Below are 12025 nucleotides of genomic sequence, written 5' to 3'. Positions count from 1 at the left end.
CGCGACGCCCGTTCAGCTCGTCTTGGCGCGCACCCGCGCTTCGACCAGTTCGATCGCCCGCTGCACAGCGCTTTCGATCGACAAAAAGCTCGTGTCGAGCAAATTGGCGTCGTCCGCCATCACCAGCGGCGCGGCAGCCCGGCCAATGTCGCGCAAATCGCGCGCGCGGATGTCAGCGAGCACCTTGTCGAGGCTGACGGTTGATCCCTGTGTACGCAGTTCGGCATGGCGGCGCTTGGCGCGGATTTGCGGGGTGGCCTTGATGAACAGCTTGGCATCGGCATTCGGCGCAATCACCGTGCCGATATCGCGCCCGTCGAGCACCGCACCGCCCGGCTGGTTGGCAAAGCGCCGCTGACGGTGGAGCAGGGCGGTACGCACCAGCGGATGCACCGAGACGACCGAAGCGATCTTGCCGATCTCATCGCTGCGCAACGCTGGATCGCCAAGGATTGAGTCGTCGAAATCGCAGGCGGCAAAGCCATCAGCTTCGATTTCGGGGTTTAGCTCCTGGCGCAGCACGTTCAGCCCAACCGCTCGGTAGAGCAATCCGGTATCAAGGTGCGGCAAGCGATAATGTTTCGCCAGGGCACGGGCGAGGGTGCCTTTGCCTGAAGCGGCGGGTCCGTCGACGGCGATGATCATTTGCGTACCAAAGGCCCTAACCGGCGAGTGCGTCAAGCGTTTCGAAGAAGGACGGAAAGCTTGTCGCAACCGGGGCGACATCGTCAATGGTGACGCTGGCCTGCGCGACGAGGCCGGCAACCGCCATACTCATCGCGATCCGGTGATCGAGCTTTGACGCAATCGTTGCGCCGCCGGGCAGCATCGCGCCGCCTGAGCCGGTAATCGCCAGCCCGTCGTCAAATTCTTCTATCTCCACCCCAATTGCCGTCAGTGCCGCGGCCATTGTCGCGATCCGGTCTGATTCCTTAACCCGGAGTTCATGCGCGCCGCGTGCCACTGTCCGGCCCGAGGCAAGCGCGGCCGCGACAAACAGAATCGGATATTCGTCGATCATGCTGGGGGCGAGATCGGGCGGCACATCGATCGCCCGAAGCGGCGCATGCCGGACGCGCAAATCGGCGACCGGCTCGCCGCCCACCTCGCGCGGATTTTCCTTGGTGATGTCAGCCCCCATCATCCGCAGCGCGCTGAACAAGCCGGTGCGGGTGACATTCAGGCCGACATTGGCGATCAACACATCGGACCCCGGGATGATCGACGCCGCTACTGCAAAAAAAGCGGCTGAAGACGGGTCGCCCGGCACGATGATCGATTGCGGCTTGAGCTCCGCCTCCCCGGTGATCGAAATGAGTCGGCCCTGGTTGGTTTCGTCGACGCTTAGCGTCGCGCCAAAGCCCTTCAGCATGCGCTCGCTATGGTCGCGCGTCGCGATTGGCTCGATCACGCGGGTGATACCGGGCGTGTTGAGGCCCGCGAGCAGCACTGCCGATTTCACCTGCGCAGAGGCAACCGGCAGCGTGTAGCTGATCGGCACGGCGGGGCAGATCCCGCGCACCATCAGCGGCAATTTGCCGCCGGGGCTGGCGGTGATGTCGGCGCCCATCTGTGACAGCGGCTCAATCACCCGCCCCATCGGCCGGGCTGACAAGGATGCGTCGCCGACAAAGGTCACCGTGATCGGGTGGCTCGCGACAAGGCCCATCAGCAGCCGGGTAGAGGTGCCCGAATTGCCCATGTCGAGCGCCTGGGTCGGCTGGAGCAGCCCACCGACGCCGACCCCGCTGACTTCCCAAATGCCATCATCATGCCGGATGATGGTTGCCCCCATCGCGCGCAACGCGGCGGCGGTGACGAGCACATCTTCGCCTTCCAGCAATCCCTCAATCCGGCTGGTGCCAATAGCCAAAGCCGCAAACATCAAGGCGCGGTGGCTGATCGATTTGTCGCCGGGCACCGTCATCTGCCCGCGTAACGGACCATGGGCGACAAAAGAGCGAGGGGAGGCGGCAGGGTGCGACATTGGCGGCGGCTTTGACAGCGCGCTTGCGCTATGGCAAGGCGCGCCCCACTTTGCGGCTCAACAGCCACAAAATCCCATCTCTTTGAAAGGTCACGCACCTCATGGTGAAAAGGTCACGCACCTCATGGTGAAGCCGGAATGGGGCACGAAGCGAACGTGTCCGAAATGCGCAACGCGTTTTTACGATCTGGGCAAGGATGACCCGGTGACTTGCATCGAATGCGGCCAGGCCTGGGAGCCGGAGCCGATTCTGAAATCGAAGCAGCCCCTGCCATTCGACGCGCCCAAGGCAGTCGTGGCCAAAAAGACCGATGACGATCTCGCTGGCGACGATGAGGATCTGGACATCGCTGCCGACGACGAGGAGCCTTCGCCCGATGACGAAGTCGATCTCGGCGGGGATGATGATCTGGGCGTGGAAACGTCCAACGACGAGGAAGAGCGCTAAAAGGCCCTCGAATGAAAAAGCGCACATCGCGCTACTTGCCAAGGAAGCGTCGCCTCGATAATGGCGACGCTTCTTAGCGAACAGGATGGGGCCGTAGCTCAGCTGGGAGAGCGCTGCGATGGCATTGCAGAGGTCTGGGGTTCGATCCCCCACGGCTCCACCATTTTGTTCGCTGAGACGATAAGCTGGAAATATAATCCCAGCGCGGGGCCGCGCACGGTGGTTTCAATGCCGGGTGCGCGGTAGCTGCCGCAATGTATCGGTGGATCCCAGCCCCCCCATCTGATCAACCGGTTATCGGCGACATCTCGGTTATCGGCGGCATCGTCGTGTGGTTCGATCTCCGCCGGTCGGCGCGGGCGAGCTGGACAGCGTAAGGTCGGCTCTACCTTGGCTGACATCGCTACCAGGCAACAGAAATCCCGAGACGAGCGTTGAGCGGCCGCAACGGTGTCGTCTGATCGCGTGCAGCCAATTTGAACGGGTTGCCGAAGGCAAAGCGGCTGGCAGTCTGGTTGGTCACATTATCGACCGTCAGGGCAACATCGATCGCTTTCCAGCGCAGTCCCGACATCAGGCCGACGGCATAATAATTGCCCTGGCTGATGTCGAACAGATCGCCGGTGCCAAGCACCGATCGGCCGACATAATCTGCGGTAATGCCGATGCGCGGCGCCATGGCGGCGGCCTGCCATTCATAGGAAATGCCAAGGTGCGCGGCAAATGGTGGCGTCTCCGGCAGGCGTCGGTTGTTGCGCTTGGATTGATCAGCCATCGGCCCTGTCACCGAATTGTTGGCGTATAGAAAGGAACCGTCGGCCCTGAGGCCCCTGACCGGGATCCAGTCCGCGCTGCCCTCAATCGTTTCGATCTGCGCGTCGCCGATATTGGCGGTAAAAGGCTGCCCCAGCCGATTGATGAGATCGGCCTGGATGCCGCGCCAGCGGGCCAGCGACAAACTGCTCGAGAAGGCAAGGCCAGTCTCGCCGCTGCGCAATTTGCGGATTCCGATCTCGCCCACGATGATCGAATCGGATTTATAATCCGCCACACGCCCGATCCCGCGATCCACCGCCAGACCACCGGTTCGATAACCCGACTGGAAGCGGGCAAAAAGCGACAGATGACGCGCGATGGTCCACGATAGGGCAACCGTCGGATCGATTCGGCGCGTTGACCGGCCGCGCACGAAATTGCTCGAACGCGGCGTGCTGGATGGTTCGCCGTCGACCCGTGCAAACGTCACCCGACCACCGACGGTGGCATAAACTGTCGGCAGGATTTTTACGGTCCCCTCGGCAAATCCTGACACCGCTTGGGTAACGTTGGTGACGCCGATGATGTTCGGATCGCTGTCTGGCGAGCCGATGGCGCGCGAGAGAATGTCGCGATCGCTGATATAGGAAAAGCCGGCGACCCAGGAACTGCCATTGTCGAGTGAGCGCGACAGCCGACTTTCCTGGCTCAACAAAAGCTTGTTGCGGGCCGCTGTGTAGGTCACCGGAACCAGCCTGCTCCCGACGGGCAGCATTGGGGTCGCGTCGAACCGGTCGGTCGAGCGATAGCCGACAATGCCGGTGGAGGAAAAGAAGCGCAGGCCGCTGTCCCAATCCTTCGACAGCGCGAAACGACCGAACAACAATTGATTGTCAAAAGGTTGCGCAATCCGGGACCGCCGTGCCAGCGTGCCCGATACGGGCTCGGCATATTGGCCATCGCGGGTGTCGATGCGTTGATAGGCGCCGCTCATCTCGACGCGCCACGCATCGCCGGGATCGAGCCGAAGGCCGAGACGGGCGCCCACGGTATCGCCTTGGTTGATATCGGCAAGGCCACGCCGGGTATCGTCGATATACCCGCCGTCCCGCACCCGATAGGCAACCGCCCGTAGCCCGAGTGTATTGGTGAGGATGGGCAGATTGATCATGCCGGCAAGATCAAACCCCGGCGCGCCGCTATACGTCGCTGTTGCGCCGCCACCAATCGACCCGGCCGCCCGATGGAGATCGATTGGATTTGATGTGTGCCGGACCACCCCGCCGATCGCGCCGGAACCGTAAAGCGTCCCCTGCGGCCCCTCCAGAATCTCGACGCTCTTAAAGTCATACAAGCGAAGCCCCGGATCTGGCCCCGTATAGTTGAGCTGCACGTCGTCAAGATACAGGCTGACGGTCGCCTGCGTGCTGCCGTTGAAGCTGCTGTCGGCGACGCCACGGATGAATATCTTGTCGCGCCCGGCACCAAGGTGGGTGCTTTGGAGAATCGGGTGCCCCTGCGCGGCATCGGTCAGATTGCCCGCGCCCTGCGGGGGCAGGGCCGTCCCGCCTTCGATCAAGATCATGCTGCCGGGATAGCGCAGCAATGGCACCCGCTGCTTGCTGCCGGTCACCAGAATGTCGTCTGCGGGCTTGGGCTCGCTGGACGGCGCAGCGCGTGCTGGTGCGCGCATCGATTTCGGCAGCGTTGCGCGAACGATGCGATAACCGCCACGCCCAACAGCAATGGCGCGAAGGCCGGTACCCTTGAGCAGCCTTGCCAATGCCTGACGCACTGACATCTGTCCGTCGATCCGCGAGGTACGGATGAGATTAAGCCCGGGTTCGGTGCTGACGATTTCCGCATTCGCCGCCCGCGCCAAGGCTGTCAGTGCCGTGTCGAGCGTTGTTGCCGGGATCGACATCGCCGTCTCGCGCGCGTTGGCAGGTGCCGATATTGCCGCCGACACCCCAAGGAGTATCGGCGCAAGACTAGCGCGAAAGCGGCGCGCCGTCAGATAATATCCACCGCTTGCCGTCACGCCGCCAATTTGCCCCGATCAGAGATGCCAGATGCGGTACATCCCGTTCGGCGTCCCCGGTAAAGTGAACCATGCCTGTAAAGGGCCGCGCCGACAAGTCGGCCGCCAATATCAGATTTGTGCCATACAACCGGCTGAGTGTAGCCGCGACATGATCGAGCGATTGGCCGCTGAAGCTCAGTCGGCCAGACCGCCAGCCGCCCACCAGGGCAGGGGCGATCTTTGACAATGTTACCCGTCCACGCGTCTCGTCGGCACTCAGGGCATCCCCGGGTAGCAGCTTCACCGCTTCGCTGTCGGGCTGATACAGTACCGACCCTTCCGCCACTTCAACGGACAGGTTTTTATCCTGGCGCGCGACGTTGAAGACCGTGCCGAGATCTCTGATTTTGGTGGTGCCGGCCATCACCACAAACGGCCGGGCCGCATCATGGCGAACATGGAAAGTCGCTTCACCCTGTTCGAGTACGGCGATCCGCATGTCATCGTGATCGAGCCGAAGCCGCGTTCCTCCGCTAATCTCGATACTGGTGCCATCGGCTAGCGTTATGGCGCGGCGCTCTCCTTGTGCCGTGGCGACCTCGTAGGGCGAAGCATGCCGCGCCAGCAGGCTGGGCAGGGCGAGGGCAACTATCGCAGCCGCAGCCGCGATAGCACCTGCCCCCCGCAGCCAATGGTTGCGACCATTGTCGTTGGCCGCCGCCGCCACCGGTTCAGGAAAGCGGGCACCGGCGATCACGCGGTCCTGCTTGGCGATCTCGTCATAGGCCGCCGCATTTTCCGGGCTTGCCTCCATCCAGTCGATAAAATCGGCCCAGTCGTCCTCACCCGCTTCGGCGAGCCGCACGTGCCACCCAATCGCTTGCTCGACAATCACGTCCTGGTCAGCGCGCACGATCTGGGCTCCCTTCCTGATCAAGACGATGTCGACCGCCCATATCCGCATCGGATTGACCGAATTGGTCATAAATTTTGCGATAGCCACGCTGTAACAGCTTTTCGACCCCGCTCACGCTAATCCCCAGCGCTTCGGCGATCGCGCGTTGTGGCTTGCCCTCGATCCGCGACAACCGCAGTGCGGTGGCCATCCGCTCGGGCATATCGTTCAGCGCAGCCTCGACGATACGCCATTCATCCTTGGCAATCAGCACGCGTTCAGCATCGGGGACGTCATCGGCGGCGGGGCGATGCTCGATCCAGGCCGTATCGCGCGCGGCGCGTTTGCTGGAAGCGATGCGCCGATCGGTCGCCAGATTTGCAGCGACGCGGAAGAGAAATGCAGCCGGCTCTGCGACGGGATAGTCACTTAGTCCGTCGATCTTCAGCCACATTTCCTGCAACAGGTCTTCGGCCTCGTCGCGACTGCCGAGCCGCGCGGTGAAGAGCCGGAGGAGCATCACCCGCCGCGCCAGGAAAACGGCCGTCAGTCCGTCTGCTGCCACGCCTTCTCTGCCCCTTTGAATGTCATCTGGGGAACGCCAATCCCGCTGCCATGGCCATGTCGGCAATTGGCAGGCGGCGCAAGGCGGCAGCTTCGCGAGGCCGGGCGTCGGCGATATCATCTCCGGCCCGATTGCCGGCACCGGGGTGACACATCACCAGATGCATCGCGCCCGGTTGGCGCAAGAAACCGGCGAACAGTCCGGCATAATCGCTGGTAAAGTCATAGTGGCCGGCGAAACCGTCATTGCAGCGCAGGCCATGGGCGGCGGCAGCGGCGCGCAAGCCGCGCGAATGAAAGGCGCTGCCAATCGCTTTGCCAAGGAAAGGCCGGGCAATCATCGCCCGAGGCCGATCCACGCAATTGCGCAGCCACGCGCGCGGCGCGCGGCGCGCGGTTTCCTTCAGGACGATGTCGCGGATGCCCGGCAGCGCATGGGCGTGTTGATGGCCATCGACAAAGGCCGGTGGACGCCCCGTCGCTGCGAAGAACGCATCGAATTGCGCACTGACCTCGGCGGTGATTTCATCCAGCGGGATTCGCGACCCGCGCGCGCGACGCCCAAGCGCATTGATGCCCGGCAACAGACCTGCCGGCGCAAGGGCGGGCATTGGCGTTAACGGAGGTTCACCGGTCAGCGTCAGATGCAGGCCGATGTCCACATGCTTCGGCAGACCGGACAGCAACTGGCTGTCGGCGTGCCAGCCGGGCATCACGGCCATGCAACTGATCGCGTTGAGTTTGCCATCCTGGGCCAGCGCCACAATCGTCTCGCTCACGGCGCGGGAAAATGCGAAATCGTCAGCACATAGGATGAGACGTGGCAAAGGGCGGCCCTTCCAAATGATGAAACTGACGCTCGCGCATCCGATTGCTGCTCAGCCGGCGCTGTCGCAGCCGCCGTGCGAGAAATGAATAGAAGAACCAATCACCTGCAAAGGGGGCGGCCATGGAATAGACAAGGCGCTCAAGCAGCGTCCATCGGATCGAGTCACGATCACGGTCGCGCGATGAAGGGATGCACCACAGGTCTGCGGCATAGCGCATCGCGCCAAATGCCGTGACGCGGTGGATGATCTCATGATCCTCCAGCACAAAGTTCCAGCGCGTCGGATCGAAGCCACCGGCCGCACGCAGGGCGGCGCTCCGAAAGGCCTGACCCGCTCCACCGGTATGGCACTGTTTGGGCAGCAATGTCGCGGCGGCTGCAACTGTACGCGCGCGTGCAACGCGGTCTGCTTCGCTTGTCCCAGGGGCAACAAAATAGGCACCCGCGACAGCGCAACCCGGACGATCGAGGATTTTCTGGGCGGCTGCCAGATAATGCGGCGGATAAAGGGTGTCGGCATCGCAGGTCGCGACATAGGGCGTGCAAACCATCGGCATGGCGGCACAGAGCGCTGCGGTTTTGCCTGGCGAAGTCTCCGTGATCAGCATGAAGTTCAAACGATGGGCTTCACACGCCGCCCGCGCCAGATCGGCGCTGCCGTCGGTCGATCCATTATCGATCAGGATCAGCCAGGGAGTCAGGCTTTGAGCGGCGATGCTGGCGATGGTCGCAGCGAGATAGTCGCGCTCGTTGAAAAACGGAATCAAGACCGTCCAGTCGCTGCGGATCTCGCGATTTCCCCAGGGGGCGGCTGAAGGCCGACGCCGATCGAGATCAAGAAACATGCGCATCACCTCTCCTGTCCGAGCGAGAAGCCGGTGCCGTCGCCAAACTGATGGGGTGGTCCTCCTGTGAACGCCCGGCAGTTTGAGCGCCGGCACCAAACCTGCTCTCCGGTGATAAGACGATGCAGCGCTCGCGTTTCCGCAGTAGCGGGCACAAGAATATTTACTGATTATTTACCAGTGTCCTGCCCCCGGTTGAGGCTGGCGTCGGGGCAGCGATCGGCATTTCCCGCCTGGTTATGTTGTCTCGACGGGCCCGGTCCAGAAATAGGCTCTCCAGCGTTTCTGACCGACTTCGATGGCTGGCAGTTCCTGCCATCCCTCGCCCTGGAACAGGTGCGCGAGGACCAGCGATTGCGGCTCAAAATTGGTCACCAGAAGATGGTCGGCGCAGCGCTGCGCGTCAGCAATTAGGCCGGCCGGATCATTGCCATAGATCAGCACTTCGCACAGCGTGGCGATGTCGTAGCGTTGACGGGGCAATGACGGCAGAAGGTCGCCAAGCCGCCCTTCCAGAAAAACAGGGGCCGGCAGCGCTGCCCGCGCCCGTGCGAGCGCGGTGGGCGAAAGGTCAACCCCGGTGACATGCTTGGCAAGTCCGCTGAAATGGCGGGTTTGCGCGCCTTCGCCACAGCCAATTTCCAGCAGGGATTCCACCCGCGGGCAATATTGCGCGATGAGGGCATTGGTCGCGACGAAGCGCGGCTGTTCGCGAACAACAAGATTCCATGGATCTGGCTTTTGATACATGGCGTCGAGAACGGCTGGATCACCGGTGAATTGTTTCCGCCGGATGGACCAGCGCCAGATCGACTTGAAGATTGGGATGGTCACGATCAGCGATGCCCTTGTTGAGTAACGGGTAAGGCGCCGGCTATCCGTCCATGCCGGGGCCCAGCGACCGGATTCTGCCTCAACCAGCGCGAAACGATTGGCTGGGTCTGCGCCGGAATCCTTGGCCACATCAATCGAAGCATCGTCATCGAGTTGTCATCCGTTGCACTGCGCATCTGCACTGCACTGCGCTTCTGCACACTGTTGACGACGCCAGGCGCCGTATTCCCCACATCGCTGGCGCGATTGGCGCATTTTTCGGACAGAATTGGCCGGAAAGCGCACCATGATTGGATCGCGCGCGCGCAATAATTTCTCGCCTGCCGGCATATCGGTGAGGATTTCGGCGATCGGCATGGTCTTTGGGTTAGGAACAACCGGAACCCGCCTTATGCCTGTCATCGACACTGGAACGTTGAACGATATCGCCGGCCGGTCGATCAAGCGCGCGCTTGCCGTCGTGAGGCGCTTTCAGCCAATGGTGATTTCAGTGATCGGCGGCGCTGCGACGTTGGGAGGGCTCGGGGTAGCGCTTCACCAGTTCAGCCAGCAGGGCAGCCAACCGTTGGTCGCCTTGGTCACCAGCGGCTTTGCTTTCTGGGCTGCCTTCATCGCCATGATGCTGGTTGAGCCCGCTGCCGGCTATTGGATCTTGCGTCGCCAGCTCGGTACCGGCCTGGAGACGATCGCCCCGCTGCTGCGCAAGCAATCGCTCAACATGCTGCTCTTCAGCTGTGCGGGCGACACCCTCTTTCTTGCCTGGCTGCAACGGCATATCGGCAATGCGAAAACGGCCCTTGGTCTGGTGTGCGACATGGCGATCGTCTCTGCGCTCGTGAACAATGTCGCAACGCTTGCTCTTCTGTTTCAGATGCGCGGGCCGCTGCAGGTCCTTGCCGGCGCGCAATTCGATGATCGGGTCGTCGTCATTGCAGTCGCTCTGGCCGCCATCCCGCTGGCGCTGATAACGCTGCGGCAAAAGATGGTGCGCAGCGTCGGCCTGCCGGACATGGTTGTTGCGTTGAGTGCCCGTACCGTCGTTCACAGCCTGTTTTCAGTCGCGACATGGCATTTTGCCCTGCCGCAAGTCCCGCTGCAGTCATGGCTCATGCTGATCGCGGCGCGGATGATCTTTTCGCGTTTGCCGCTTGTCCCCAACAAGGATCTGGCCTTTGCCGCTGCGGTTGCGATCCTTCTCGGGCCGAATGAACAGATCGGCTCGGTCGTTGCCGGCGTTGCGCTGCTGACGCTGGCGGCGGATGCATTGATGCTGCTGATCCCGACAGGCGCTGCCCAGCCAACACGCACCCTCGTCATCCAACGGCACGAACTGCCGGCGATGATCTAGCTTTGCAATGCCGAGAGGGACGTTCGGCAATGATGAAATTGGCGTCGATCGGCCACGGGGCCGCCCTTTTTCGACGAAGAACGCCAGAGGGCGGATTGTGCCCACTCGATCAAACCCGGATCATCGTGCCGAAAGGTCGGGCGATTTACAGCCGTGGGTCGCCTGCTGCTGCCGCATCGATGGCCTCTGGCCGAAACCCGCTGGTGTCGGCGGCGGCGTAGAAATCACAGATCAGCGCCCGTTCGTCCGCATCGAGATGCGGATTCCAGACATCGAAGATCAGCACGATGCGCGGCGCATCGCTGTCATTCCAGGCTTCGTGCTCGATCGTGTCGTCAAACACAAAAGCGACACCTTCCTGCCATTGGCGGGTTTCACCGCCGACGCGAAAGCCGCAGCCCGGCGGGATGACCAGCGGCAGATGCACGATCGCCCGGGTATTGCTGACGCCACTATGTGGGGGAATTCGGGTGCGGGGCCGAAGCAATGAGAAAAAGGCCGTCGGCGCGCGGGCCGGCATCGTTGCCATCGGTACGGCGTCCAATGCCGCCGCGGTCGCCGGGCAGGCCTCAAAACCGTCATCGATCCGCTGCCCATATTGCCAGAGATAGCGCGCGCCCCAATCCGTCGAGCGATCGAGCGGCGTCCATTTATTGGCGGGCGTTCCGGGTGCCTGATCGACATAGGGGACGAATCCCGCCCCGCCCGCCGCCAGCAGACGCAGCGCCTCGCCCCTGATCGCATCGGTCTCCGCCTCGACCTGGGCCAGCCAGGGGAACAGCTCACGGTCAAAAAATTCGTCGGCCGGCAGAAACGGGTAGTGCAGGCCGGCGCATTGATTGGTGTAGAGTGGCCGCCGCCCCAGCGCATGATCGAGGCAGGCCGTAAAACGCCGCTTGGCGCGTCCGCTCGCCGCCGCCTGTGCTGCGCCCAGCTGGCTATCGATGATCTCGGCAAAGGCGCGGTGATGGCGGTCAACATAGGCCCGTGCCGCCGCCAGCATCGCGTCGAGTGCCGTGCTCCGATCGGGCATCTGCGTCGCCAGCGCGAGCACGCCTGTCCAGCGGGCTGCGGCCTGCGCCGCTTCGCCAAGCCGCTGGTGAAGTTCGGCAAGCCGAACGAGCGCCATGAAATCGGTTTGGTCGATGGCGAGCGCCCGGCTCAAGCTGGCCCGCTCGCCTTCGTCGTCGCCCAGGCCCCGCTGCGCCTTGGCAAGGTTCATCCATAGCGGGATCGCCTCTGGGTCGGCGGCTGCAGCGCGGGCAAGCAGGCCGACCGCAACCGTATAGTCGCGGCGATCGATCGCCATGATTCCCAATGCGTTCAATGCCATCGCGTGATCCGGCTTGGCCAGAATGACCGCTTGGAAGCCGTTCATGGCTTCCAGCGTGCGGCCTGCAGCCTGGGCGTTGATTGCATCGTGCAAAAGCCATGAGGATTGATCCATTCGTCTGCTCCTAGAGGCCGTTTATGGCCGGGCCGGCATCATTGGGGGA

12 protein-coding genes and 1 tRNA gene are annotated in these 12025 nt (G+C 62.7%); 3 read left to right on the top strand and 10 right to left on the bottom strand.

From position 1 onward, the window contains the following. Positions 1–12 precede the first annotated feature (12 nt). Together B7Y43_RS16995 and aroA are read right to left on the bottom strand one after the other, a co-directional pair. Entirely contained in the window at positions 13–645 is a 633-nt protein-coding gene (locus B7Y43_RS16995; protein ID WP_374132869.1) for a d(CMP) kinase, read from the bottom strand. A 16-nt stretch (positions 646–661) separates the two neighbouring features. Further along, on the bottom strand, positions 662–1987 hold the full coding sequence (aroA, locus tag B7Y43_RS16990) for a 3-phosphoshikimate 1-carboxyvinyltransferase (protein ID WP_374132868.1): 1326 nt from the start codon (positions 1985–1987) through the stop codon (positions 662–664). Between the two features lie 124 nt (positions 1988–2111). Here aroA and B7Y43_RS16985 point away from each other — a divergent pair, with 124 nt between their 5' ends. Both B7Y43_RS16985 and B7Y43_RS16980 read left to right on the top strand, forming a co-directional pair. After that, positions 2112–2435 (top strand): FYDLN acid domain-containing protein, encoded by a 324-nt coding sequence (locus B7Y43_RS16985; RefSeq protein WP_374132929.1) that lies wholly within the window; start codon positions 2112–2114, stop codon positions 2433–2435. An 87-nt stretch (positions 2436–2522) separates the two neighbouring features. Next, positions 2523–2598 (top strand) — tRNA-Ala (locus tag B7Y43_RS16980). A gap of 240 nt (positions 2599–2838) precedes the next feature. Here the strand turns inward: B7Y43_RS16980 and B7Y43_RS16975 are convergent. The 7 genes from B7Y43_RS16975 to B7Y43_RS16945 all read right to left on the bottom strand — a co-directional run bounded on the left by B7Y43_RS16975 (position 2839) and on the right by B7Y43_RS16945 (position 9538). Then, the gene (locus B7Y43_RS16975; RefSeq protein ID WP_374132867.1) at positions 2839–5232 is read right to left on the bottom strand and encodes a TonB-dependent receptor plug domain-containing protein; all 2394 of its coding nucleotides are present in this window, start codon (positions 5230–5232) and stop codon (positions 2839–2841) included. Then, positions 5183–6127: a FecR domain-containing protein gene (locus B7Y43_RS16970; protein ID WP_374132866.1), complete on the bottom strand. Its 945-nt coding sequence runs from the start codon at positions 6125–6127 to the stop codon at positions 5183–5185. The genes B7Y43_RS16975 and B7Y43_RS16970 overlap by 50 nt, the downstream gene beginning before the upstream one ends. Then, entirely contained in the window at positions 6117–6674 is a 558-nt protein-coding gene (locus tag B7Y43_RS16965) for an RNA polymerase sigma factor (protein WP_374132865.1), read from the bottom strand. The genes B7Y43_RS16970 and B7Y43_RS16965 overlap by 11 nt, the downstream gene beginning before the upstream one ends. Before the next feature lie 22 nt (positions 6675–6696). Then, positions 6697–7500, bottom strand: coding sequence for a ChbG/HpnK family deacetylase (locus tag B7Y43_RS16960; protein WP_374132864.1), 804 nt, complete (start codon positions 7498–7500; stop codon positions 6697–6699). Then, a complete protein-coding gene (locus B7Y43_RS16955; RefSeq protein ID WP_374132863.1) occupies positions 7475–8353 on the bottom strand; it encodes a glycosyltransferase family 2 protein in 879 nt (292 codons plus the stop codon). Before B7Y43_RS16955 ends, B7Y43_RS16960 begins: the two co-directional genes overlap by 26 nt. A 231-nt stretch (positions 8354–8584) precedes the next feature. Next, on the bottom strand, positions 8585–9181 hold the full coding sequence (locus tag B7Y43_RS16950; protein WP_374132862.1) for a class I SAM-dependent methyltransferase: 597 nt from the start codon (positions 9179–9181) through the stop codon (positions 8585–8587). Between the two features lie 156 nt (positions 9182–9337). Continuing rightward, positions 9338–9538 carry a hypothetical protein gene (locus tag B7Y43_RS16945; protein ID WP_374132861.1) on the bottom strand — a complete coding sequence of 67 codons (201 nt, stop codon included), beginning with the start codon at positions 9536–9538 and terminating at the stop codon, positions 9338–9340. Between the two features lie 34 nt (positions 9539–9572). On the opposite strand from B7Y43_RS16945, the gene B7Y43_RS16940 reads away from it, so the two are divergent. Further along, a complete protein-coding gene (locus B7Y43_RS16940) occupies positions 9573–10529 on the top strand; it encodes a hypothetical protein (protein ID WP_374132860.1) in 957 nt (318 codons plus the stop codon). Between the two features lie 145 nt (positions 10530–10674). Here the strand turns inward: B7Y43_RS16940 and B7Y43_RS16935 are convergent, their stop codons facing one another. Continuing rightward, positions 10675–11976: an aspartyl/asparaginyl beta-hydroxylase domain-containing protein gene (locus B7Y43_RS16935; protein ID WP_374132859.1), complete on the bottom strand. Its 1302-nt coding sequence runs from the start codon at positions 11974–11976 to the stop codon at positions 10675–10677. Positions 11977–12025: the final 49 nt, after the last annotated feature.

The sequence above is a fragment of the Sphingomonas sp. 28-62-20 genome (assembly GCF_002281505.1).
The sequence above is the reverse complement of the archived record's forward strand: the minus strand, read 5'-3'. Positions and strand labels throughout refer to the sequence as shown.